General features: G+C 61.2%; 22 protein-coding genes. 15 read left to right on the top strand and 7 right to left on the bottom strand.

Annotation, left to right across the window (positions count from 1 at the left end; genetic code table 11):
* Positions 1–1,245, bottom strand: coding sequence for a LysR family transcriptional regulator (locus GPJ75_RS16605; RefSeq protein ID WP_163269448.1), 1,245 nt, complete (start codon positions 1,243–1,245; stop codon positions 1–3).
* A 130-nt stretch (positions 1,246–1,375) separates the two neighbouring features.
* Between GPJ75_RS16605 and GPJ75_RS16610 the strand changes: the two genes are divergently transcribed.
* From GPJ75_RS16610 to GPJ75_RS16645, 8 genes are all read left to right on the top strand, one after another.
* On the top strand, positions 1,376–2,110 hold the full coding sequence (locus GPJ75_RS16610) for a PIG-L deacetylase family protein (protein ID WP_163269449.1): 735 nt from the start codon (positions 1,376–1,378) through the stop codon (positions 2,108–2,110).
* Positions 2,110–2,802, top strand: a complete 693-nt coding sequence (locus GPJ75_RS16615) for a 4-carboxy-4-hydroxy-2-oxoadipate aldolase/oxaloacetate decarboxylase (RefSeq protein WP_163269450.1) — start codon at positions 2,110–2,112, stop codon at positions 2,800–2,802. The genes GPJ75_RS16610 and GPJ75_RS16615 overlap by 1 nt, the downstream gene beginning before the upstream one ends.
* The gene (locus GPJ75_RS16620) at positions 2,795–3,886 is read left to right on the top strand and encodes a 4-oxalomesaconate tautomerase (RefSeq protein ID WP_163269451.1); all 1,092 of its coding nucleotides are present in this window, start codon (positions 2,795–2,797) and stop codon (positions 3,884–3,886) included. The genes GPJ75_RS16615 and GPJ75_RS16620 overlap by 8 nt, the downstream gene beginning before the upstream one ends.
* Complete coding sequence (locus GPJ75_RS16625; RefSeq protein ID WP_163269452.1) at positions 3,883–4,767, top strand: amidohydrolase family protein; 885 nt, start codon at positions 3,883–3,885, stop codon at positions 4,765–4,767. Before GPJ75_RS16620 ends, GPJ75_RS16625 begins: the two co-directional genes overlap by 4 nt.
* Positions 4,764–6,716 (top strand): TRAP transporter permease, encoded by a 1,953-nt coding sequence (locus GPJ75_RS16630; protein ID WP_163269453.1) that lies wholly within the window; start codon positions 4,764–4,766, stop codon positions 6,714–6,716. Before GPJ75_RS16625 ends, GPJ75_RS16630 begins: the two co-directional genes overlap by 4 nt.
* Positions 6,713–7,687: a TAXI family TRAP transporter solute-binding subunit gene (locus GPJ75_RS16635; RefSeq protein WP_163269454.1), complete on the top strand. Its 975-nt coding sequence runs from the start codon at positions 6,713–6,715 to the stop codon at positions 7,685–7,687. The genes GPJ75_RS16630 and GPJ75_RS16635 overlap by 4 nt, the downstream gene beginning before the upstream one ends.
* An 83-nt stretch (positions 7,688–7,770) precedes the next feature.
* A complete protein-coding gene (locus GPJ75_RS16640; protein WP_163269455.1) occupies positions 7,771–8,427 on the top strand; it encodes a dienelactone hydrolase family protein in 657 nt (218 codons plus the stop codon).
* A 64-nt stretch (positions 8,428–8,491) separates the two neighbouring features.
* On the top strand, positions 8,492–9,427 hold the full coding sequence (locus tag GPJ75_RS16645; RefSeq protein WP_163269456.1) for a LysR family transcriptional regulator: 936 nt from the start codon (positions 8,492–8,494) through the stop codon (positions 9,425–9,427).
* Between the two features lie 23 nt (positions 9,428–9,450).
* On the opposite strand, the gene GPJ75_RS16650 is transcribed toward GPJ75_RS16645, so the two are convergent.
* The 6 genes from GPJ75_RS16650 to GPJ75_RS16675 form a co-directional block, all read right to left on the bottom strand.
* Complete coding sequence (locus GPJ75_RS16650; RefSeq protein WP_163269457.1) at positions 9,451–11,109, bottom strand: thiamine pyrophosphate-binding protein; 1,659 nt, start codon at positions 11,107–11,109, stop codon at positions 9,451–9,453.
* Between the two features lie 58 nt (positions 11,110–11,167).
* The gene (locus tag GPJ75_RS16655) at positions 11,168–13,138 is read right to left on the bottom strand and encodes a tripartite tricarboxylate transporter permease (RefSeq protein WP_246249095.1); all 1,971 of its coding nucleotides are present in this window, start codon (positions 13,136–13,138) and stop codon (positions 11,168–11,170) included.
* 112 nt (positions 13,139–13,250) lie between these two features.
* The gene (locus GPJ75_RS16660) at positions 13,251–14,348 is read right to left on the bottom strand and encodes a type 2 periplasmic-binding domain-containing protein (protein WP_205602561.1); all 1,098 of its coding nucleotides are present in this window, start codon (positions 14,346–14,348) and stop codon (positions 13,251–13,253) included.
* A gap of 244 nt (positions 14,349–14,592) precedes the next feature.
* Complete coding sequence (locus GPJ75_RS16665; RefSeq protein WP_163269459.1) at positions 14,593–15,879, bottom strand: hypothetical protein; 1,287 nt, start codon at positions 15,877–15,879, stop codon at positions 14,593–14,595.
* 29 nt (positions 15,880–15,908) lie between these two features.
* Complete coding sequence (locus tag GPJ75_RS16670) at positions 15,909–17,099, bottom strand: pyridoxal phosphate-dependent aminotransferase (protein WP_163269460.1); 1,191 nt, start codon at positions 17,097–17,099, stop codon at positions 15,909–15,911.
* Positions 17,100–17,124: 25 nt separating this feature from the next.
* Positions 17,125–17,865 carry an SDR family NAD(P)-dependent oxidoreductase gene (locus GPJ75_RS16675; protein WP_163269461.1) on the bottom strand — a complete coding sequence of 247 codons (741 nt, stop codon included), beginning with the start codon at positions 17,863–17,865 and terminating at the stop codon, positions 17,125–17,127.
* A 218-nt stretch (positions 17,866–18,083) separates the two neighbouring features.
* On the opposite strand from GPJ75_RS16675, the gene GPJ75_RS16680 reads away from it, so the two are divergent.
* From GPJ75_RS16680 to GPJ75_RS16710, 7 genes are all read left to right on the top strand, one after another.
* Positions 18,084–18,758, top strand: coding sequence for a GntR family transcriptional regulator (locus GPJ75_RS16680; RefSeq protein WP_163269462.1), 675 nt, complete (start codon positions 18,084–18,086; stop codon positions 18,756–18,758).
* Between the two features lie 89 nt (positions 18,759–18,847).
* Entirely contained in the window at positions 18,848–19,834 is a 987-nt protein-coding gene (locus tag GPJ75_RS16685) for a Bug family tripartite tricarboxylate transporter substrate binding protein (protein ID WP_163269463.1), read from the top strand.
* A 63-nt stretch (positions 19,835–19,897) separates the two neighbouring features.
* Positions 19,898–20,350, top strand: a complete 453-nt coding sequence (locus tag GPJ75_RS16690) for a tripartite tricarboxylate transporter TctB family protein (RefSeq protein WP_163269464.1) — start codon at positions 19,898–19,900, stop codon at positions 20,348–20,350.
* A 48-nt stretch (positions 20,351–20,398) separates the two neighbouring features.
* Positions 20,399–21,946, top strand: a complete 1,548-nt coding sequence (locus GPJ75_RS16695) for a tripartite tricarboxylate transporter permease (protein ID WP_163269465.1) — start codon at positions 20,399–20,401, stop codon at positions 21,944–21,946.
* The gene (locus GPJ75_RS16700; protein ID WP_163269466.1) at positions 21,933–22,994 is read left to right on the top strand and encodes an Ldh family oxidoreductase; all 1,062 of its coding nucleotides are present in this window, start codon (positions 21,933–21,935) and stop codon (positions 22,992–22,994) included. The genes GPJ75_RS16695 and GPJ75_RS16700 overlap by 14 nt, the downstream gene beginning before the upstream one ends.
* A gap of 31 nt (positions 22,995–23,025) precedes the next feature.
* Positions 23,026–23,709, top strand: a complete 684-nt coding sequence (locus GPJ75_RS16705) for a GntR family transcriptional regulator (RefSeq protein WP_163269467.1) — start codon at positions 23,026–23,028, stop codon at positions 23,707–23,709.
* Between the two features lie 205 nt (positions 23,710–23,914).
* Positions 23,915–24,988 (top strand): AbrB family transcriptional regulator, encoded by a 1,074-nt coding sequence (locus GPJ75_RS16710; RefSeq protein ID WP_163269468.1) that lies wholly within the window; start codon positions 23,915–23,917, stop codon positions 24,986–24,988.

Below are 24,988 nucleotides of genomic sequence, written 5' to 3' on the forward strand. Positions count from 1 at the left end.
TTATGTGGTGACAGGATCGCTTGGGTGCATCCTGAATACGTTTTCGATGCATATCCTTCTTAAAATGTTCAAAAAGAGCGATTGCGTTGCGGTCGGTGACCAGCCGCGCCTCGTTGTGATGCCGATGGGGCGGTCGGAGCCATCGAGCGTGAAGTCCAATGTCGTCAACACGCCTTCTTCCAGTTCCCTTGCGATCTGGTGCCGGGAAATGATGGTGAGGCGGTCACCACCCAGCAGTAGTCCCCGGATTAATATCAGGGAGCTCGATTCCACGATCCTGCCCGGCGCCGGAACTTTCGCGTTCTGGAACAGCGCATCGAAATGTTGACGGGTCGGGATGTTCGACGACGGTGTCACCCAAGGGAATTGCGCGAGCATATCCACGCGGAGGCGCCTCCTGCCCGCAAGCGGATGACCGGCCCGTGCCGCTATGGCCAGCTTGTCGACAAACAATTCCTCCTGTACGACGTCGTCCACCGGAGGGGGATCCCGCAACGCGCCGATGAGAACGTCCATCTCCCCATAGCGGAGCGCGTGCAACAAATCTTTATAGGCGCCATCACGTACCTTGATCCGGACTTCCGGACGCAACGCGCACAGATCGTTGATCGCCTTGGGAAGAATGAAGCTGCGCGCCAGGGGAAGCGTGCCGAGGACGATCCGTGCGGTGTCGTGCCCCAGCAGCATGGAGACTTCCTCCAGGCCCTGTTTGAGTTCGGCGAACGCCAGCAATACGCCCTGGCGCAGGGCGTCACCGGCGTGAGTAGGCTCGAAACCCTGGACAGACCTGGTAAAGAGCTGAAGTCCGGATATGCGCTCCATGTCGTTGATGGCTCTGTGCACTGAGGGGCGGGACACACCAAGGTTCCTGGCCGCCCAGGAGTAGTTTCCGGTTTCGCAAAGCGCCAGAAAACACCGGAGTTGAACCGTCGTCAGCAGATGATCGAAGTTCGCAAAGCCTGCCGATTTCAAGCGCCCGCCGCAACGCGCCGCGCGACGCGCGGAACGTGCCAGGATAAACAGCGCCCGATCCACCCGGGCACGCAGCAATTCACCCGCCTCAGTCGGGAACATGCCGGTGCTCTTCCGCAGAAACAGCGGTGTGCCGACCGCTTCTTCAAGCTTGGCCAGAGCCTGGGTTATCGCTGGCTGCGAAAGAAAGACCTTCCCCGAGGCGGCCGAAATACTGCCGGTAGCGGCGACTTGGGCAAAGGCACGCAGGTGACGGAGATTCAAACGGGTCACAGGACAGTCCCTTCCTTATCGAGGCAAACATAGTGTAGCAAAAACTTATAGCCTTGGTCTTCCATTGAAATGGCAATTGCCAACGATAGGGGAGAAAAGGCAGCGGTATTTTGTTGGAGGAGAGACCGTCTTGACTGCGAATAGAACGGCATTGGTGATCAGCGCCCACGCGGCCGACTTCGTCTGGCGTTGCGGAGGTGCGATCGCATTGCACCAAAAGCTGGGCTACGACGTGACCGTGGCTTGTCTTTCCTTTGGAGAGCGCGGGGAAAGCGCCAAGCTGTGGAAGCAGGAAGGCACTACGCTGGAGAAGGTCAAGGCCGCGCGGCAAAAGGAGGCCGAGGCAGCAGCCAAGGCGCTTGACGTCCACGATATTCAATTCTTCGACTTGGGCGACTATCCGCTGGATCTCGGGGCGGAGGCACGCGAGCGCACGGTGGATCTCATTCGGGCCGTGCAGCCAGCCTTCATGATGAGCCATTCCATGTGGGATCCGTACAATACGGACCATATGAACACGACGAAATTCGTGCTCGAGTGCCGCATGGTCGCGCAGGCCTGGGGGCATAAACCGGGAGAGAAGGTGCTTGGCGCGCCGCAGCTCTATCTGTTCGAGCCACACCAGACCGAGCAGATGGGCTGGAAGCCGGACGTGTTCCTGGACATCACCGAGGTGTGGGACAAGAAGCGCGCCGCAATCGAGTGCATGGAAGGCCAGGAGCACTTGTGGGCGTACTACACGAATGTAGCGGAGAATCGCGGCAACCATTTCCGCCGCAATTCCGGCGGGCAGGCGGGCGGGCGGGCGGCAAGATACGCCGAGGGCTTCCAGTCGGTGTTTCCGCGAACGGTGGATGAGCTCTGATGGCCGGTTCCACAACGGAAGCGGGCGTCGTCGTCCAGCATATCGAGCGTGCCGAACAGGCTGTCATCGACGGCCTTGGCGAATGCGGGGTAGCGACGGTGCATGAGGCGCAGGGCCGGAAGGGCTTGCTGGCCGCCTATATGCGCCCGATTTATTCCGGCGCGCGGATCGCCGCGTCCGCGGTCACCATCTCGGCGCCGCCCTGCGATAATTGGATGATCCATGTCGCCATCGAGCAGATCAGGGAAGGCGATATTCTGGTGCTCGCCCCCACTTCTCCGTCTGATGCCGGCTATTTCGGCGACCTGCTCGCCACTTCGGCGAAGGCGCGTGGCTGCCGAGGTCTCGTGATCGACGCTGGTGTTCGCGATGTGCGCGACCTGACGGAGATGCGGTTTCCTGTCTGGTCGAAAGCAGTCTTCGCGCAGGGCACGGTGAAGGAGACGCTCGGGTCTGTCAACGTTCCGGTGGTTTGCGCGAGTGAGCTTGTCAATCCGGGCGATGTCATCGTCGCCGACGACGATGGCGTTTGCGTCGTGCGGCGCGAGGAAGCACAAGTGGTGCTGGAAAAAGCGCGCGCCCGAGAGGCCAACGAGGCGGAGAAGCGCGCGCGTTTCGAGAAAGGCGAGCTCGGCCTCGATATTTACGGAATGCGCGGGCGCCTCGCCGAAAAGGGCCTGAAATATGTCTGATGGCATTCGAGCCATGTGGATGCGCGGTGGCACGTCGAAAGGCGGCTATTTCCTTGCCGACGACCTTCCATCCGACACTGCCGAGCGCGACGCCCTGCTGCTTTCGATCATGGGATCGCCGGATTCCCGCCAGATCGACGGCATGGGCGGGGCGGATCCGTTGACCTCCAAGGTCGCCGTCATCGCCAGGTCGGACCGCCCGGGGGTCGATATCGATTATCTGTTCCTGCAGGTCTTTGTGGATCAGGCGGTGGTGTCGGCCTCGCAGACCTGCGGAAACATTCTGGCCGGCGTCGGTCCGTTCGCCATCGAGCGCGGCTTGGTGGCGGCGCGGGAGGGCGAGACGCCGGTCACCATATATAATGAAAACAGCGGTCAGGTAGCGGTCGCGCGGGTTGCGACGCCCGGCGGGCGCGTGTGTTACGAAGGTGTGGCGCATATCGACGGCGTGCCGGGCCAGGCCGCGCCAATTCCCATCGAATTCAAGGATACGGCGGGCTCCAGTTGCGGCGCGCTGCTGCCGACCGGACATGCCGCCGACACGGTGGAAGGCGTTAAGGTCACCATGATCGACAACGGCATGCCGTGCGTCATCCTGGCGGCGCGGGACATGGGTATTTCCGGACGTGAAACGCCGGCCGAACTGGAAGCCAATTCTGCCTTGCGCGAAAGGCTTGAGGCGATCCGGCTTGCCTGCGGCCCTATGATGAATCTCGGCGACGTGACCGAGCAATCCGTGCCGAAAATGACGATGGTTAGCGAGGCGCAATCGGGCGGTGCCATTTCCACGCGAACCTTCATCCCGCATCGCTGTCACAAGGCGATCGGCGTGCTGGGCGCGGTCAGCGTCGCCACGGCCTGCCTGACCGAGGGCTCCGTCGCTTTCGACATGGCTGCGCGTGGAGAAGGCGGCGAGCGCAGCCTTTCCATTGAGCATCCGACCGGCGAAATGACGGTCATTGCATCGCTGGACGAAGCGGGCTCCATTCAATCCGCCGCCATATTGCGCACTGCGCGCAAGCTGATGGACGGCGTTGTCTTCCCCGCGCCACAGGTGCCTGTGCTGACAAGGGCTGCCGAATGACATCCGCATATCTGCCATTCCATCCAAATCCTTCGAGCCCGCGCTTTCAGGTTCCTGCGGGAGCCGTGGATGCCCATTGCCACGTCTTCGGTCCGGCGGTGAAATTCCCCTTCGCGCCCGAGCGAAAATACACGCCGGTCGACGCGCCGAAGGAGAAGCTGTTCGCGCTGCGCGACCATCTGGGCCTGAGCCGCAGCGTCATCGTGCAGGCGACCTGTCATGGACGCGACAATGCCGCGCTCGTGGGCGCCTTGCGGAACTCCAACGGCACGGCGCGCGGCATTGCGGTTGTCGGAGCGGGGGTGGAAGATGATGAACTCGTCCTTCTGCATGATGCAGGCGTGCGCGGCGTGCGCTTCAACTTCCTGAAGCGGCTTGTCGACGACACCCCCCTTGAAACCTTTACCGAAATAGCCGCGCGCATTTCCCGCCTCGGCTGGCATCTTGTCGTGTATTTCGAGGCTGAGGAACTCGACCGGTTGAAATCCTTCCTTGGGGCGTTGCCCGGTATGGTGGTCATCGACCATATGGGCAGGCCCGATGTATCCGCGGGGGTGGATAGCGCGGAATTCCGCCAGTTCATCCGGTTCCTCGACGAACACCCGAACATGCATATCAAGGTTTCCTGCCCCGAACGGCTGACCAGGGCAGGGCCACCGTATGACGATGTCGTCCCCTTCGCCAGAACGCTCGTCGAGCGGTTTCCGGATCGCGTATTGTGGGGCACGGACTGGCCACATCCAAATATGAAATCCCACATGCCGGACGACGGAAGCCTGGTCGATTTCATCCCGCGTATCGCCGTCACCGAGGCGTTGCAGCGCAAGCTTCTGGTGGACAACCCGATGCGCCTCTACTGGCCTGAGGAAGCGGGAAGATGAAGCAGGAGCAGAAGCTGAACCCGGCCGTCAACCGTCTCATTGCACTGTTCGCCGGGCTGATGTGCGCGGCTTGTGTTCTGTGGAATCTCGAGGTTCCAACCCGTATCGGCATATCAGTTCTCTCCCAGCAATATATGGCCCTTCAGCTCGCCATGGCGTTGGCGATCACCTATCTGCGTTTTGGCTTGCGGGGAGAAGCGAAGAAGCGGGTCGGCATTCTCGACGGCGCGATAGCGGCGGTCGTGCTCGCCGTCCTTCTCTACGCCGCCTGGGATTACTCATGGCTCCTGAAGGAGCAAGCCTACAGGCCCTGGCAGATAACGCTTGTCGGCGCCGTGGTCACAGTCACGGTCATGGAAGGCATCCGCAGGCGCGCAGGGTGGATGCTTTTTTCAATCGTTGCCGTTTTTCTCGTCTATGCACTGGTGGCCGATCAAGTTCCGGGCCGGCTCATTGGCAAGGAACTCAGCCCGATACGTCTCGTCCAGTATGTGGGGTTCGACCCGAACGCGGTGTTCTCCATGCCCCTCGCGGTGGGCACGATCATCGTTCTTCTGTTCGTTCTCTTCGGTCAGCTTCTATTTGCCGCTGGAGGGGGCGCTTTCTTCACGGACCTCGCCATGGCTGCGACAGGCAAGTCTCGCGGGGGCAGCGCCAAGATTTCCGTGGTGGGTTCCGCTCTTTTCGGTTCCATTTCCGGCAGCGCGGTCTCCAATGTTGTCACGACCGGCATCATAACCATCCCCCTCATGCAACGGGGCGGCTACTCAAAACGTGATGCTGGCGCCATCGAGGCGGTCGCCTCAACAGGAGGCCAACTGACACCGCCGATCATGGGGGCGGCGGCTTTCCTGATGGCCGAGTTTCTCGACATTCCCTACATGGCCGTCGCGGCCGCGGCGCTGTTGCCCGCCTTACTCTACTATCTCAGTGTTTTCGTTCAGGTTGATCTCATTGCCGGACGCGACAACATCACCGCCAGCGAGACGGACGGATTGACCGTGGGGCAGGTGCTTGCGGAGGGATGGCATTTCATCGTGCCCTTTGCCATCCTCCTCGGAGGACTTTTCTGGTGGCGGCTGGACCCGCAGGACGCAGCCATTCTGTCTTCGGTTGCGATCATCCTCGTGGGTTTTCTGCGCGGTTATCGCGGTCAGCGCCTGTCGCTGCGCTCGCTCGGCAAGGTCACGGTTGATGCCGCGACGAGCATGGTAGATCTCATCCTTGTCGTGGCGGCGGCTGGGTTTGTGATCGGCATTCTCAACATCACCGGCCTCGGCTTTGCCCTGACCCTGGTGCTGATCGACGCCGTTGGCTCGAACGTTATCGCCCTGCTACTGATCTCGGCGGTCATCTGCACCATTCTAGGTATGGGCATGCCAACCTCCGGCGTTTATGTGCTGCTTGCTGCGCTTGTCGGGCCGTCGCTGGTGCACGCTGGCATCCAGCCAATCGCGGCACATCTCTTCATCCTCTATTTCGGCATGATGTCGATGATTACGCCGCCCGTTGCGCTTGCGGCCTTCGCCGCTGCAACGATCACCAAGGACAACCCTCTTTCGACGGGGTTGGCCTCAATGCGCGTGGGATGGGCGGCATTCATAATCCCGTTCATCTTCGTCGCGTCGCCAGCCATTCTTCTGAACGGCAGCTGGCTGGAGATACTGTCGGCCGTGGTCCTGTCTCTCATCGGGATTACTGCGGTGACCGCAGGTATCGTCGGCTATTGGGGCCGGAAGCTCCGGATGGCCGCTCGTATCACGCTCGTTGGACTAGGTACGCTGGCACTGCCGTTGGGGTTCCTCTCAATTCCCGATATTGCGCATTGGATCGCTGCTTTGAGCGCGGTCGCCATTGCGTTGTTTCTGTCGGTTTCCGCCAGGGCGGAGTTGGTGTCCGAAAAGCAGCTCGTTGAAGGCAAACAGTCCATAACAGGGAGGACATTATGAAACATGTGAAAACTCTGCTCGCGGGGGTCGCTTTTGCCGCTTACGGTATGATTGCGACAGCCACGGCCCAGGTCGTGACCGTCGCAACGGGAGCACAAGGGTCTCTCGCCTATAATTCAGGCCAGGCGGTTGCCAAGGTTGCCAACGACGCTGGCATTACGGCGCGAACACAGCCCCTCGTCGGATACCTTCCGCTAATCAGCAATGGCGAAGTCGATTTTGGTTTCTCGAACGGCGTTGAAGCCGCCTTTGCTTACACGGGTACCGGCAATTACGATCGCGCAAGTCCCAACCTCATGTTGGTCGGCACTATGTTTCCGCTGACAACCGGTCTGATGGCGCCATGCGATCTCGGGCTCAAGACCATCGCCGATGTCAAGGCGAAGGCGGGGGAGCTGCGCATCGCTTCAGAATATACGTCGTCGACCATCATTCCCTATTACATCGAGGGCGGCCTCGCCAATGGCGGCCTCAAATACGAAGACTTCCAGAACGTTCCGGTTTCGAGCTTTGTGGCCGGCATCAACGCGCTGGGGGACGGGCTGGTGGATATCGCGCTTGTCAGCGTGAACGCCGGAGCGGGGCAGCAGGCTGCAGTGAAGCTCCAGGACCGTGGCGGCCTCTGCTATATCTCGCTCGACAATTCCGAGGAGCGCACGAAGGCGTTCAAGGATTTCCTGCCTGCCGGCAATATCGTTTCGCTGCCCCAAAACCCCGATGTGAACGGTCTGCAGGGTTACGACGCGAACATCATGCAGATCCCCTGGATAATGCTCGCCAACAACGATGTCGACGAGGACCTCGTCTATCGCATGACCAAGGCCGTCGCCGAGGGCAAGAAGGCGCTCACGGAGTCGTTCGGCGCTTTCGCCGGCGCCAATACCGAGGCAATGGCTCCGGCGAGCAAAGTTCCCTACCATCCGGGCGCCCTGCGCTATTTTGAGGAGGCCGGCATCAAGGTCGGCGATTGAGACGATATCGGAAACGGCGCCGGTCGAGGGCTGGCGCCGAAAACGGCGATCGTGCCGTCAACAGTGATGAAGGGATTACAGGAATGATGACACAACTGACCGCGTCGGATGGGCATAAGCTCGACTGCTGGATGGTACCGGCCCAAGGAACCCGGCGTGGCGGTATCGTGATTCTGCAGGAGATTTTCGGCGTCACAGACCAATTGAAAGGCGTTGCGGCCCGCTATGCGAAGCTGGGCTATGATGTCGCCATTCCGGCGCTGTTCGATCGCGGGGAGAGAGGCGCAGTCATTCCTTTCGACCAGGGCCCGCGTGGACGCGATCTGATGCTCGCCGCCAATCTAGAGGAGACCATGCGCGACGTCGAGGCGGTCGTCCAGGCGCTGGCTGCAACGGGTGGCAAGGTCGGCGTCATCGGCTTCTGCTGGGGTGGAGGTCTTGCCCTGCGCGCGGCACAAAAACTTGATATTGCTGCGGCCGTTGCCTTCTACGGCACGCGGCTACCGCAATATCTCGACAGCCCGTTGAAGGCGCCACTGGTCGGTCATTTCGGCACGAAGGACGATCACATTCCGCCGGAAATGCTGGATCAGGCCAAGGCCTATCTGCCGGACATGATCGTCCATATGTACGAGGCCGGGCACGCCTTTGCCAACGACGCGCGGCCCAGCTACGTCGCCGAGGCTGCCGAGCTCGCGCATCAGCGCACGGCCGGGTTCCTCGAAAAACATCTTGCCTGAAGGGTGCAATGCGCTCCCGCCCTATCCGGGCGGGACACCTTCCTAAGCGGAGGGGATCAGCCGGATGCGTGTAGATTATCTAGGCCTTGAGGCATTCATTGCCGTTGCCGAACTGGGTAGCTTCTCACGAGCCGCCCAAAGGCTCAATCTAACTCAGACTGCGTTGAGCCATCGTATCCGCAAGATCGAGGCGGACCTGGGTACGCGCCTGCTGGTGCGTACCTCGCGTGATGTCTCGCTGACCATCGCGGGACAAAATCTCCTTCCGCAGGTGCGCGAGCAAATGGATGCGCTGGCGGAGCTTTATAGCGCCGTTCATGATAGCGGGCGCGAATCGCGGCGCAGGCTGGTCTTCGCTTGCCTTCCCACGGTCTCGATCTTCCACCTTCCGGAATTGATCAGGGATTTTTCCAACGCGAACCAAGATCTCGAAGTGGTCCTGCTTGATCAACCTGCGGGCAGAATCGTCAAGCTCGTGCAGGAAGGCCAAGCAGAATTCGGTATCACAATAAAGGGCGCAAATCCCTGGGACCTTGAAGTCGAGCACCTGTGCACGGAGCCTTACGTTCTACTCGTATCGAAGCACCACCGGTTGGCTGGCTGCAAGAGCGTGGCAAGAAGCGACCTGCTTGGAGAGCGCCTCGTTCGTATCCGAACGCAATCCACCAACCGGCAGGTCATTGAAGACTCCCTTGGCACTCTGAGTAAACAACTCGACTGGCGCTTCGAGGTGCAAAACGTGACCACCGCCATGAGCCTTGTCGCTCATGACGCCGCCATCACGGTCTTGCCGCAACTCACCATGCGCCTCGTGCCGAACGAGTTCGTCGGGCTGCCTTTTTCTGATGCAGGTCTCTCGCGCAACATCGTTGCTGTCCAGCGTCGCGGGGTTCCGCTGTCGCCGCCTGCCAGCATCATGCTTTCGATGATCCGTGACCGCTTGGCCGGATTGGAGCGGAACACGGACTGTCTCCGGAGTTCAGGGCGCCGGATCATGTGACCCTGTGTCCCGCGGAGCGTTTTTCAGTGCGCTTTCTTTGCAGGGTGGCCGCGGCGAATGACTGGCGAGAGGATTTTGTCTGAAACGGGGAAGTCCCAGATCGCTGCCCCTCCCGTTTGCCGGAACTTGGTCATCAATTCCGGCAAGTCGGCAAGATCTTCTATTTTCTCTCCGCCGATGCCGAAGCCGCGCGCGATTGCGGAGAAATCCGGCCGGCCGAACACCGCACCTTCATCCGACAATCCCTCCGCGCGCAGCTTGTGTATCTCTGACCCATAGGCACCATCATTGAGCACGCAGATGAGTATCTTCATGCCGTGCCGGCGAATGGTCTCGATTTCCTGAACATGCATCATAAGGCTGCCATCGCCATCAAAGAGGACCACGGTCCGGTCCGGGCAGGCTGCCGCCACGCCCATGGCGAAGGAGATGCCGTTGCCGATCGCGCCAAACTCTCGGATTGTCAGAAATCGCTCCTGGGGACGGGAGGGCATCTGTGCAAAATAGTAGGAGCAGTGGCCGGACGAGTTGACCATCTCCCACTCTGGCGGGAGGCTTTTTTCCAATGCTGCGACGACATCGCGCGGATCGTGCAGACCGGGTTCGGCAGGGTAGGGGTGCGGATCGAAGGGGGTCTCCCGCACAAGGCGTATCGTCTCCTCATTCCGCCAGGTCGCCGGGCGCGGCGCGACCACCGCTGCGAGCGCTTCGACACCGAGACGGGCGTCGGCGCGGACATGGCTTTGCGCGGCAACCAGTCCCTGGCTGACAGCAACAGGTTCTACGTCGATTTGCAGAACATGTGCCTGACCGAAAAGCTTGCCGCCATCCGCATTGTGATGGGCGAGGATGGTGCCGACGGCAATGACGAGATCGGCCTGAGTGAACAACTCGCGGCCCGCCGTGGAGGAAAAACCGCCAGCGATGCCGATGGAGTAGGGATCGTCATGGAACAGACCACGTGCCGGCAATGTGGTTGCGAGCAGCGCATCGCACTGCTCAGCCAGGCGGCGGCAGGCGGGTCCTGCGCCTGCTTTCACGGCCCCCATTCCCGCCATTACCACGATGCGCTGCGCTTTCCTTATACGCTCGGCGGCGCGAGCAATGTCGTCGAGATGTGGCGGCATCGCCCCCACCTGCGGCAAGAGATCGGTTGAAGGCGAGGGCAGCGGCGCTTCCTCCGGCCACACGCGTTCCTGAAGATCGAAAGGCACCCCGAGCACAACAGGCTTCGAGGTCATGCGGGCCTCCAGAAATGCATTCCGAATGGCATCGGCCATAAGTGGCACATGATGCAACGGACGATAGGTCGCGCCAGCCGCCGCGATGAACGGCGCCTGGTCGATTGCCTGGTTGTACCATCCCGACTTCAGTGGAGCCTCGCCGGCAAAAATCACGAGCGGAAGATTAGCCCGCACGGCTGCAGGCAGCGCGGTCAGTATCTGGGTGAGGCCGGGCCCGCACGTGACCGTCGCGATACCAGGCTCCCCGGTCTTGCGCGCATAGGCCATGGCCGCGGCCACGGCGCAATGTTCGTGCCGCACATAGACCATGCGCGTACCCAGCCCGGCAAGCGCGGTCGCCCAGTTCATGTTGGCGTCGCCCAACAATGCAAAGCAGGTTTCGACACCTTCCTGCCGGAACGCTTCGGCCAGAATTTCGTAGGTCTTGCGTTTGCTCATTTCATGATCGCTGATACATCAGCCGCCAGAGATCTTTGCGAGCGCCAGGCCAGTTCCATCATCGGAACGGCCATGGGAGTTCGGTAAAGGACTGCAGGAGACCGGGTGGGAAATCGCGGCCTAACAGACCGGCCAGGAAAATAATGAAGGCGATCCCTGCCAGTGAGTATGCCAGATTGTGCAGCCAGCTCACACCGCCGCGAACATAGAAGAAGGCGGGCAGGAACAGGATCAGAGCTATCACGAAGCCAAAGATGCCAGACAGGAGCAGGAGCCCCAGGAACCAGGCCAGCGTACTCCATAGGCCATGTGCGGCCATTCCGTCCGCGCCTTGTTCGTGATCGATGAACACATCATCATGCTCAGGTTTGGCGCGCATTCGGATCAAAAGCGCAATGCTGGCCAAAAGGGTAGCGATGCCGACCGAAAGAGGAAAAATTTTATCGCTCAACCGCGTGATCGTCCATGCATTGATGACGGCGAAAGCAAGATAGAGGGTGATTGCAAGAAGAAAGATGACCGGCGCGCGCTTTGTGCCTGTCGGCGTATCCTGGCTTTCACGTATGCTCTTCGCTTGGCGGATGCCGAGGAAGATCGACACGACGGTCAGGACCAGAAGCACCATGGTGATCGGTGAGAAGATATACTCAAGACCGACCTCGATACCGCGATGAAAACGCACGCGGGCGACCTGAACTACTTGGTTAGTGAAATTCTCCGCCTGATACGACAGGACAAACCCTATAAGGAAGGCCGGCCGCGAATAATCGAAGCGGCGCAAGAAGATGCCGAGTATGCCGATCCCTACCAGGGCAACGAGGTCCCAAAGCGTCTGCTGCGACTGGAATGCCGCGAATGCAATGACCAGCAGCAGGAATGGCGCAATCAGAGTGAAGCGGATCGTCGTTATCTGGGCGATCGGCCGCGACAGCGCGATGCACAGAACCGTTCCCATTACATTGGCCAGGGCCAGCGACCACACGATGGTGTGAGTGATGCCGATGTCCTGGCGAACCATATGCGGTCCGGGTGACAGGCCGAGCAGCGCGATGCCACCAAGGAATACAGCCATCGATCCCGAGCCGGGAATACCGAACATGAGGGTGGGGATGAGCCCGCCCCCCTCCTTGGCGTTGTTGGAGGATTCGGGCGCGATAACGCCTCGTATGTCTCCCTTGCCGAAACTCTCGCGGTTCTTTGCCGTCTGGACCGCATGGCCGTAAGCGATCCAATCGACGACCGATCCACCGAGGCCGGGAATAATCCCGATGATCACGCCGATAATGGCGGTGCGGAAGGACAGCCATTTGTTGCCCCACCAGTCGCGCAGTCCCTGCGTCCAGCCGGGGCCCAACTTGCCCGACTGTGCGATGGGACTGTCATGGCGCAAGAGTGAGACGATTTCCGGAATTGCGTAGATGCCGAGGCCGACAATGACAAGCTTCAGGCCGTCGACCAGATAGGCAAGATCGTATGTCGCCATACGCAGGCTACCGCCCGGTCCCGCCGCGCCAATGGTACCGGCCATCAGGCCAAGACCGCCGGCAATCACGCCCTTGAGAGGAACCCGACCGGCGAGAATGGCGACGATCGACATGCCGAGAAATGTCATCATCATCATCTCCGGCAATCCGAAGGAAAGGATCACCGGACGGATGATGATGACGGAAACTGTCAAAATCGCCGCACCGACGAGCCCGCCGAACAACGACGAGACGAAAGCCGCAGAGAGTGCGCGCGCGGCTTGCCCCTTGCGTGCAAGGGGGAAGCCGTCGAGCACGGTCGCTTGGCTGGCGGAGGAGCCGGGAATGCCCATCAGGACCGAAGAGAACGTGTCGGATGTCGGGATCACGGCGATCAGGCCGACCATGAGCGCCAATCCCGAAACCGGATCCATGCCATAGACGAAAGGCAGTACCAGCGACAAGCCGGCAATGCCGCCGAGACCGGGTAGAACGCCGACGGAAAGCCCCAGCAGGACACCAGTCAAAAGATAAAGAAGTTGCTGCGGTTGCAGGATGATCTGCATTGCCTCGCCGAAAGCAGGCAAGGCGGTCGAAATAAACTCCATGAGGGCGGGGCTCCAGAGCATCGTGGCCGAAAACGTGCCCGCACCCTGGATGTCCGGGGTGCGGGAGCGGCTACTTCAATTCGACGCCGTAGTCGTCTTTGAGCCAATCGAGAACGAATTGCTTGGCCTCCGGTGAAACGTTGATCGCCGATTCATAGGCCTTGATCGCTGCCTTGCCCGTCATTTGCGGGTAGACGCCGAGATCGACCTCGGCAGCCTTCATGAAATCAGGGCGCGCAACGATTTCCTTGAATGCTTTTTCGTACATGTCGACGGTCTCCTGGGAGGCGGTTCCGGGCAGGAAAACCATCTTCTGAGCGGCGAATCCGGCCGTAAAGAACACTTTCCAAGCGTCCCATGCCGGACCAGATGTCTCACATCCGGCGGTGGCCTCGCAGACTTCCTTGAAGCTGGGAAGATCCGGGAAGGTCGGGTCGCGTACGATATTTCCCTCGTCATCGAGGAATCCGTATGCGAAAGCCGGGACCGCGAGCCCTTGCTCGACAAGGGGCACGACACTTTTCAGATAGGCCGGGGTTGTCTGATAGTCGATATTGGCCTCGCCGCGCTCGAACATCAGGCGGCCGTTGCCGCGTCCTTCGATTCCGGTAACGGCGTCGACATCGAGGCCCAGCATTTTGAATGTCAGCAGCGGAACCAGATCAAGGGTCGTTACGCTTGGCGTTCCGAAAAGGTAGAGTTCATCCTGGAGATCATCAAAATCGCCGTCGAAGCGCTCGCCAAGATCGGGGGGCAGATACACAACGCCGCCTGTTCCCGAGGCAAGCACGATCTTCCAGTCGCGATACTCATAGCGTACCCGCGGATCGCCGAGCAGATAGGGAAACTGGGTTGAACCCGATGTTCCGAAGATGAGCGTGCCATCGTTGGTCGTCTGCTCCTGGAACCAATTCGCCCCAGCGGTCGAGCCCGCGCCAGGACGGTATTTGACGACGACGACGGGGTTACCTGGAAGGTGCTCGCTCAAAAGAGGCGCGAAGAAGTTCGCCCATCTGGCCGATCCCCCAGACTCGGCAAAGGGAATGACGAATTCCGCTGTCTTTTCGGCAAGGTCCTGGGCGAGGGTCGGAGTCGTGCTGATTCCACTCGCCAGAAATGCAACGGCAATTCTGCCAAGAGCCGACCGGCTCCCTTTCAAAAGGTTCATGACTAATCCTCCCTGTGCCTACCTCCCCCCAGTGGAGGCGAGCGTTCACGGCTGGGAAATCGAGCGGCTATCGATCAATGTTATTGACCAGATCTCGTCTTAATCCCCGCGCAATTCAGGTTTGCATACGCACATCCATTAGGAAAATTATATGATCTCATTGTTCTATGAATTTCATTCATCGTTATATTGCTGGCGACGCTGCCCGTTGATCAGCGGCCGGCATCACATCCGTCTGCATCTCTCAGAGGCGATCGAGCAGCGCTGCGATATCGAGCAGGTACATTTGCCGGGAGCCTTCATGCACCGAATCGATGCAGACGGCTCGGATGTCCCGGCTCCAGCGCGGGTGCAGGTCGCAGCGGTTGTGCTTGCCCAGATCCGCGGGGGTGTAGAAGGTACCCAGATCGTAGCGCACCTCCTTCTCGCAGTCGAAAAGGAACAGCGTGCGTTCGTGGGTCCTGGCGTCGGGATATGTGTCGGACAGCATCCAACGCCCGTTTCGGCCATAAGTCATGTGCCCGTTTTCCGTGAGGATGCCGTTTCCCACAACGTGCACGTCGCCCGTCCGGTCGTTGTAGAGCAGGTAGTGTATCTCTCCTTCATGCGGCCCCCAGACGATGACTTCGTCGTCGGATTTCCAGAGGGGATGGGAAATCTGCCATTCGGATTTCTCGTAGTCGAAGGTGCCGTGGGCACTCGGGTCGAAATCCTTCTCGAGCTGGGGCAGGGGATGGTCCGCATCTTCCAAAAGACGCAGGCCGGTGCCGTCGCCATTGATGGTGAACAGCCGATGCAGGTAGCAGAACTCGTCGTCCGGCCGCTCCGTCCAGCGATGGATGAACAGGAAGCGGGTGCCGGAGGGATTCACCTCCATATGGGTGATCCAGTGCATCGCCTTGTCCATGGAAGGCACATGGTCGAATTCGAAGAGGCGGCGCAGGGAACAGATGAGTTCCGTTTTGCCGGTTTCAATGTCCATGCGCCAGATGCCGTCATCGTCGGGAGCGAGCGGCAATTCGGGTTCGGCGTGCGTGGCCGGATAGCCGATGGTGCGGTGCGTCTTGATGAAACGCGAATAGTTGATCGTCAGGGCAAAGCGACCATCGGGCGCCATGACGTAGATGGGTGCGGGAAGTTCGCGACCTTCGCCTGTTGCGGGATCCACCACCCGGGAACGGAAGTCGGGATAGATGTTGTCCGGTCCCGGCGCTGTCGTTGCGCGGGTATTGTAGATGACCTGGTCCGTATCGCCCAGCCACTGCAATTGACAGCCCATCTGCCAGTTCCAGGCGGTGGTTTCGCCAAGCTTGTGCCAGCGGTCGCCGTCGGTGAGATCGAAGAAGCCGACCTCCGCCACTTCACGGCCTGTCAGGTCGCCGGTGAAAAGCGGCGTGCGGTTGGCCAGAAGCCGGGCGTCGCCGGGACCGAAATTGGTCTTGTTGTAGTAGCCGAAAAAGCTGTGGGGGTTGCCGTCGCCCACGCGGCGGATCGGCACCTCGTTGGACACGTCGATGATCTTGTCGGTCATTTGGCTGTTCCTGTGTGGAGACGCGGCGCTCAGGCGAGAGCGGCGAGGAAGTCGTGCATCCGCGTCATGGCGGTTTCGATGATGTCTTCCGAGGTAGCGAAGGACATGCGGAAGAAGCCCGGTTGCAAGAAAGCCGCACCGGGAATCGCCGCGATTTCCGCATGTTCAAGCAGCGCTTCGCAGAAGCTGACATCGTCGGTGACGGTCATGCCGCCGATGGACTTGCCGTAGGTGGCCCGAATGTCCGCGAATATGTAGAAGGCACCTTGCGGCGGGATATAGCGCAGGTAGGGCATCCGGCCGAGCCGCGCTGTGATCAGATTCTTTCGCCTCTGATACTGCGCAGTCATGGCATCGATCTGCTCCTGCCCGTTCCGCAATCCGCCAAGTGCGGCCCATTGCGCAATGGAACCCGGGCCGGAGGTATTGTGCCCTTGGAGCATTGTCATCCGCTTGATGAGTTCCACAGGTCCAAGGGCGAAGCCGATGCGCCAGCCGGTCATGGCAAGGCTTTTCGATGCGCCGTTGATGTGCAGCATCCGGTCCCGCGCCGCGGGGCAGAGATTCAGTGGATTGCGGTATGTGAGCCCGTCGAACACGATCCGTTCATAGATTTCGTCATTGATGATCGTCAGGTCGTGTTCGATCGCGAGCTCGCAAAGACCAATCACGAGGTCGTCACTATAAATGCGGCCGGAAGGATTGTTTGGTGCGTTGAGCATGATCATCCGCGTGCGGTCGGTGATCGCCGCGCGGATGTCGTCAAGCGAGAAGTCGAGCGTCTGTGGGTCGGTTTCGATGATCACCGGTTTGGCGTCGCAAAAGCGAACCTGCTCGACATAGCTCACAAAGGCCGGGGCGATTATGATCGCCTCGTCACCGGGGTTGAGCAGCGCGGCGCAGGCTTCGAAGAGCAAGGGCTTGCCCCCTGCGCCGATCATCACCTCCCGCGCCTCGTAATCCAGGTCGAACCGGGTTTTGTAATAGTGCGCAACCGCCTCCCGCAGTTCCAGCAGGCCTGCGGCGGGAGTATAGAAGGTGTGGCCCGCGTCCAGCGCCTGGCGGGCGGCTTCCATCACTGCGGATGGCGAAACGAAGTCAGGCTCGCCGGTGGAAAGCGAAATGATGTTGCGGCCCTGCCGTCGCAGGTCAGCGGCTTTCTCGGAAACCACACGGGTGGCGGCAGGCTGCAGGCGGGTCAGCCGGTCTGAAATTCGCACGATGCTCAGTCCTCTCCTGCCCGCGTCACGTGGCCTGACCGCCGTTGACGCCGATCATTTGGCCGTTGACGAACCGGCTGGCGGGTGAAGCGAGGAAGGTGACTGCCGCGGCCACGTCTTCCGGAGTGCCCATGAATCCCACGGGAATCGGGGCCAGCTTCTTCGGGTCCGTCCCGTCCCGCCCCTCGGTCAGGGTCTGGCCCGGGGAAACCGCGTTGGCAGTGATGCCGTGCGGCCCGAACTCCGTGGCGAGCGCCTTGGTCAGACCCCAGATCCCGTGCTTTGCCGCAGAGATCGGCGCACCTTCGAAGTAGCCCTTGATCGCCTTCATTCCGGTCATGCTGATGATCCGGCCCCAGCCCTTGTCCACCATGCCGGGCAGGAAGGCCTGCGTGGTCCGGAAGGCGGCGGTAAGGCTTGTGTCGACGACGGAATGCCAATCGCTCTCGTCCATTTCCAGGAACGGCTTGTGCGGCCGGATGGCTGCATTGTTCACGAGGATGTCGATCGTGCCGAACCGGTCGAGCGCTGCTTTCGACATGGCCGCGATATCCTCCGCTCGGCCCATGTCGCCCATGACGATCAGGCTTTCGGTGCCCTGTGCGTGAACCAGTCCGGCAGTATCGTCACAGGCTTGGCGGTTGCTCGTGCCGTTGATCACCACATTGGCCCCGAGGCCTGCAAGCTGCACGGCGACGGCGCGCCCGATGTTTCTTCCCGATCCGGAGATGAAGGCGGTTTTGCCAGCGAGCGGTCTGTCGGTCATGCCACGTCCTATTCTGTTGTTTCTGGCCAGCCACGTTCCGCACGCGCAGCCGTGGCGCGCGCACACGCCGCCCTCACGCCGCGCAATCCGGCGCGGTGACTGCAGATATCCGGGACGTGAAAGGTCCTCCTAGCCCTGGAAGATGGAGTGGAGCGGAAGGATTGTCAACAGAGTGAAAACTGTTGACAATTTGAAAACGAGGCGTTCTTTTAGCGGGCATGGAAATCTCGAACGACACCCAGGCCTTGGTTTCTGCACGCCGCGAGAGGTCGCTGACCACCATTGTGCGTGACAGGCTCGAACAGATGATCCTCCAGGGCGAACTGGGGGCGGGCACGCGCCTCAACGAGCAGGCGCTGTCAAAGGTGCTTGGCGTCAGTCGCGGTCCAATCCGCGAGGCCGCGCGTCTGCTGGAGCGCGAGGGACTCGTCGCTTCGGTTGCCAACCAGGGCGCCTTCGTGCGGCAGCTTTCGATCGAGGAGGCGCTCGAGCTTTACGACCTGCGCGCGGCCATTGCGGGCTATGCGTGTGCCCAGCTCGCCGAACGGGCGAGCGCTGTGGAAAAGCGTGAGATGCGCGAGATGGTGGAAGAGATGGACCGCTGCATCACCGCAGAGGAGGAGGCTCGTTACTTCGAACTCAATCTCGTCTTTCACGACCGCATCGCGGAACTGTCGGGGGGCAAGCGCACCCTGGAGCTGTATACCTCATTGGGAAAGGAAGTGCGGCTCCTGCGGCGGCGGGTATTGCGAGGAACGGAGTCGATGCGCTTCTCGAACGAGGAGCACAAGCAGATCGTCGGAGCGATCCAAGACGGCGATGCGGCGGCTGCCCGTAAGGCGGCCGAACAGCACCACATAAATGGGAAACGGCGCTGGCTCGATACGCTCTAGGCCTGTTGTCGAACCATCGTGCGCCCGGTTTCAGCCGGGTGGACGAATTGGAAGGCGGGGAGAGGACCGCGCACAAATGGGAGGAAAGCATGAAAGTTATCAGCACGCTTGTTGGAACGGGCCTGCGTGGGACCGGATTGGCCGCCGGTTGCGTTCTCGGTCTCATCGCCGGCAGTCAGGCGCTGGCGCAGGATTATCCTAGCAAGGATCTCGATTGGACGATCGCTTTCGGGCCGGGCGGCGGAAACGATATTATGGCCCGCACCCTGATCGATATCATCCAGAAATACGACCTGTATGGGCAGGATATCAGGGCGGAGAACCGGGCCGGCGGCAGCGGCGCGGTCGGCTGGGGCTATGTATATTCCAAGGCCGGCAGTGGGTACGATATTACCACCACCTCGGGCAGTCTCATAACCACGCCGCTGCAGGCCGACACCCCGTGGAAGGCTTCCGATTTTGTACCGCTGGCATTGCTGGCGACCGATGATCTCGCCATCATGGTGAGCGGCAATTCCGAATGGGACACCATTGAGGAGTTTATCGAATCCGCAAAGGAGAAGCCGCCGACACTGGCCGGCACTGGCACCGTGAACGTGGACTTCATCGTGCCTACGCTTTTCGCGGAAAAGGCTGGTTTCGAGTTCGAATACGTGTCGTTCAACTCGATGGCCGACATGCAGACCGCGCTGCTGTCGGGAGCCGTCGACGCCATGGTCGGCAATCCGGGTGAAATCGTCGGTCTCGTGGAGTCCGGAGACATGAAGGCGTTGATCTACAGCGGCGAGACTACCCCGCCGGCGCTCGGCGATGTCCCAACCATGGATGAGAAGGGCTGGGGCGTCGGGGTGTCCATGCCGCGCGGCCTGATCCTGGCACCCGACGCGCCGCAGGAGGCCGTCGACTTCTGGCGCGCTACGGTCGAGAAGATCGTGGAGACCCCGGAATGGGATAAGTACATCGAAACGAATCTCCTGACCGAGAACATCAAGTACGGCGATGACTTCGCGACCTTCCTGAAGAATGCACAGGACGGGTTCGAAAAGGTGTTGCGCGCGCAGGGCGCGATCAAGTGAAGCAGACCTGACAGGGCGCGCCGGCCGGGGTTCGGCCGGCAGCCCGGCCCCGTGGAGCCTGACATGCGTATGATTTTCTTTGTCGTGATCCTCGCTACGGGGCTCATGTATTCCTACCTGGCTTTCACAGATCTGGACTTTCTGACGACGACCGGACGGCTGGGGCCAGGATTCTTTCCTCGGGTCATTGGAACCTTGATGGTGGTCTTCACCATCTGGAGCATGATCGCCGAATTGCGGCCGAGTGCCGCCGAGGGGCGCTCCGACGTCGGCGGCTACGCCGGCCAGGTGGCGCTGATCATGAGCTTGGGCGTGGCCTACGTTCTGTCGCTGGGCTTGGTCGGCGGCATTCCTGCCACGGTGATCTTCCTCTTTGTCACCCTGTCGGTGCTGAACCGGGACCGCCTTCTACAGAATGGGCTGGTCGCGTTGCTGGTGCCCGGCGCGATCTATGTGCTCTTCGACAGGTTGCTGAACGCAGCGATACCCGAGGGCGTACTGCCGCTTCCCTTCTGAAACGCTCCGCGCGCCGGTGCATAACCCGATATACTGGAGCCTTCCTTCATGGACGTTTTCGCTGACCTCTGGATGGGATTGTCCGTTGCGATCAGCCCCATCAATCTGGTGTATCTGCTGATCGGTGCGATGGTGGGCATGATCGTCGGGGTCATTCCCGGCTTTGGCCCCTCGGCGGGACTGGCCATCCTCCTGCCCGTCACCTTCGGGATGGACCCGATCGGCGCCGTGATGATGCTCGCCGCGATCTACTACGGGGCGATGTATGGCGGGACGATCACGTCGATCCTGTTGAATACACCGGGCGAATCCGCGACTGTCGCCAGTACGTTCGACGGCTATCCGCTGGCCCAGAAGGGGCGGGCGGGTCCCGCGCTGGTGATGCAGGCGGTGGCCTCGTTCACCGGGGGCACCGTGGGCGTCATCCTGATTACCGTCCTGGCCCCGGCCTTTTCTCACGTCGCCCGCAATTTCGGCCCGCCGGAATATTTCCTGCTGGCGCTTCTGGGGATGCTGACCCTGATCGTGATGATCGGGGAGAATTGGAAGCTCGGCGTGCTCTCCGCCCTCATCGGTTTCGCGCTAGGCACCGTCGGCGTGGACCTCGAAACGGGTCAGAGCCGCTACACATTCGGTTCCGCGGAACTGATCGGTGGGATTCACTTCATTCCGATCGCCATTGGCCTCTTCGGTCTGGGCGAGCTCTACTTTGCCTTCTATCAGGGCCTTCATCGCATCGGTTCCGGCTCCATTGCGCAATACGACCGGAAAAAGGGCTTCTGGCCAGATATGGCCGACTGGGTAGACACGAAGTTTACGCTGGTGCGCGGGTCGATCCTTGGCTTCGTGGTGGGCGTGATCCCCGGCGCGGGGGCAACCATCGCCTCGCTCATGGCCTATTCCTTCGAGCGCTCCTTCTCCAAGCGTCCGAAAAACTTCGGCAAGGGCGAGATGGCGGGCCTGGTGGCGCCGGAAGCCGCGAACAACGCCGCTTCCTCCGGTGCGATGATCCCGCTTTTGACGTTGGGAATTCCCGGCTCGGCCTCCACCGCGGTTCTCCTGGCGGCCTTTCTTCTTTGGGGGATGCGTCCGGGGCCGCTCTTCATGACGCAGAATCCGGAATTCGCCTGGGGTCTGATCGCCTCGATGTATCTCGGCAACATGGCACTCCTGGCGCTCAATATCTTCGCAATCCCGCTCTTCGTGCAGATCATCCGCGTACCATACCGGATCCTCGCGCCCATCGTGTTGGTCATCTGCACGCTCGGGACGTTCAGTGTCTCCAGCTCGATGATCGAGGTCTACCTGATGTTCACCGCCGGGATCGTCGGCTTCTTCATGCGGCTTTATGGCTTCTCTCCCGCCGCGCTGGTTCTGGGGCTGGTTCTGGGGCCGCTTGCTGAGGAGGCGCTGCGCCAGACGCTGACCATATCGCGCGGATCCTTCTGGATCTTCCTTGAACGCAATGGGTCGATCGGAATCATCGTGACCACTGCGGTCCTGCTTCTCGTCCTGCCACTCATGCAACGCATTGGACGCAGAGCAGGCGCCTTGAAGCAGGCTACTGTCAGTGAGGTTGAAGATGCCGGGGTCTGAGGCACGGATCGCTCAAGGTGCGCTGGAGGGCTTGGCCGCCCGCGCCTTCTTCGCTCTCGGCGTGCCCGAAGCGGAGGCGGGGCAGGCGGCCGAGGTCCTCGTGCTGGCGGAGATGATGGGGATCTCCACACACGGTATCGCCCGCGCCGCCACCTATGGGAAGCGGCTCGCATCCGGCGGGATCGATGCCGGGGCCCGGATCGAAAGCACGCGGATCGCTCCGGCGCTTGTCCAACTGGACGGTGGCAACGGCCTGGGACCGGCGGTTGGAGCGCGAGCACTCTCCACCGCAATGGAATCGGCGTGGGAGACTGGGGTAGGCGTGACGCTTTGCAGGGGGGCCAATCATTTCGGTGCTGTAGCGCCATATTGCTGGCAGGCCTGCGAGGCGGGCTTTGCTGCGATGGTCATGTCAAATACGACACCGCTGATCGCGCCTACCGGCGGGCGGACTCCCGCCGTGGGGAACAATCCGATCGGCTTCGGCTTTCCGGGGCCTGAGGGGCGGCACGTCATCGTCGATATGGCAATCTCGGTCGCTGCCCGCTCCCATATTCGCCGTGCTGCGGAAGCAGGAGAGCCGATACCGGATGGCTGGGCCACGGATTCCGAGGGCCAGCCGACGCGGGATGCGGCGGCGGCGATGCGCGGGATGCTCATGGGGATCGGAGGGCACAAGGGCTACGGTCTTGCGCTCGCTGTCGACATGCTGGCTGGGGTTCTGTCCGGGGCGGCTTTTCTTACGGACGTAGCCGATCTGTCTCGTGAGCCGGGGGCCTCACAAAACCTTGGGCACGCCTTTATCCTGATCGACGTATCGCGCTTGCTAAATGCGGCGGAGCTTGCCGAGCGGATGGACCGGGCGAGGGCTATGCTTACCTCTATAATGCCCGTCGATCCGGACAGTCCCGTGCGTCTTCCCGGCGACCGGGCATTGGCGCGGATGCGTCGAGCGCAAACCGAGGGCATCGCGGTGCCAGGTCGGGTTCTTGACGACTTGCGAGCGCTCGCAAATGGCAAGGAGGAGGTGCCGAGACCGCTGGATTGACCTTCTCGGAAGTCCGGTTAAAACCGGTGCGATGAGGCAGCCCAATGATCCTTACGCTGGACTATCCAGCGACACGATACGCCCGATCCAGACCCTGAGCCGGATTGCTTTGGAGGCGATCGAGCGCCTCATTGCCGATGGATCGCTTAAATCCGGTGATCGGGTCAACGAAAGTCAGCTCGCGGAGATCCTCGGCATCAGCCGAGGCCCCATCCGAGAAGCCGTTCACAGTCTGGAACAGATGGGGCTTCTTGTCAGCGTCACCAACAAGGGCATGTTCGTCCGGGCGCTCAGCCTGGAAGAGGCGCAGCACCTGTATGAACTCCGCTCGGCCCTCGCTGGGCTGGCCGGTCGGCTGATCGCCGTCCGTGGGACCGAGGAGGATATCTCTGCCCTTGTCGCTCTCGTCGACGAGATGGATGTCGCGGTGTCGAAGGACGACGCCGAAACCTACTTCCGGCTGAACCTTGATTTTCACGAAAAGCTGATCGGCGCGGCCGGTAATCCAGCTCTTCAGGCAACCTACCAGCGTATTGTGAAACAGCTTTTGCTGATGCGGCGCCGTGGACTGGTGCAGGCCCACAACATCCGTATTTCGAATGAAGAGCATCGCGTGATCGTCAATGCACTGCGCGCCCGCAACGCCGATGCAGCCGAAACGGCCATGCGCGTCCACGTGGAGAACGGTTTCAAGCGGATTGCCGACGCAGGCTGATTGCTGCAAGGCGCTGCCGTGGAAGGCGTTGTGATTTACCTGTACGGACCAGTTTGTAACTGTCAACAGTTAACTGTTGACAGTTCGGTTTGGGCTCATCATTGTGAAGTCCTAATGGACCTCCCTACATGATGCTGCCTCTAGTACCAGTTCCTGCCTGTCGCCTCTTCGCGCCAATGCCTTGGTGCCGCATGGAGCGGCGCCGATGATTGCCGCCTTGCGCGACAAGCCGGGGACGCACGGTTTCGCCGTCATCCTGGTGCCAGCTGCAATCGGCGGAGCGATCTGGTCCGCATCGGGTTTGCCTCTGGGTTGGCTGATGGGGGCCGCGCTCGTCACCGGGGCCTATGCGATGACCGGCCGCCCGGTCGCTGTTCCGAAACTGCCGCATCGTGCAGGGCTGGTCATGATCGGCTCGGGTGTCGGGCTGGTCCTGACGCCGGAAATCGCAGCCCGCATGACGATGTGGGCGCCAATGATGTTGCTGGCCGCAGGGCTGGGCATTGCGATGGCTGCGCTCTGCGCGCCGCTGCTGGCTCGGGCGGGCCGGGTAAGCGTTGCCACGGCCTATTTCTCTTTGCTGCCTGGCGGCATCATTGAAATGGCGCGTGTGGGGGAAGACTTTGGCGCCGACCGCACGACCATCGCCGCACTGCATACGGTGCGCGTGGGGCTGGTGGTGGGATTGCTGCCGCTGATGCTACTCGGTTTCCTGCCCCATGACGACCAGGCGGCCATTGCTGGAACGCCGACCGCCGGCGCGCTGCAGATGGCTGGGGCGTTGGCTGTCGGAGCCCTCGGCGGCTGGGTCAGCTCGAAAATCGGTCTGCCTGCAGCCTGGCTTTTGGGGGCTGTAGTTGCCGTCGGCGCGGTCGCCGCAACCGGAGCCATCGGCGGGCAGCTACACCCGGTGCTGGTCATACTGGCACAGATCATCGTTGGGTTGACGCTTGGTGCGCGCTTCGAGCGCCGGCGGCTGGCTTCGATTCCGCGAGCGATGGCGGCCGGACTGGCCACACTGGCGCTCATCATGGTCGCGATGGCGGCCTTTGCAGCGCTGGCAGGACTTCTGATGCCGCAAGATCTGCCTTCATTGATCCTTGCCTTTTCCATCGGCGGCATGGCCGAAATGGTGCTGACCGCCAAGGTGCTGCACCAGGATATTGCCCTCGTTGCCGCTTTTCAGACGGTGCGCGGGGTGACCGTCAACGCGGTGGCCGGGGCAGTCTGGCAACGGCTCGACCGCAAGTTTTTCAAGACCGACATGAGAGGAGAGTGA

Source organism: Chelativorans alearensis (assembly GCF_010993735.1).
GTDB classification, from domain to species: Bacteria; Pseudomonadota; Alphaproteobacteria; order Rhizobiales; family Rhizobiaceae; genus Chelativorans; species Chelativorans alearense.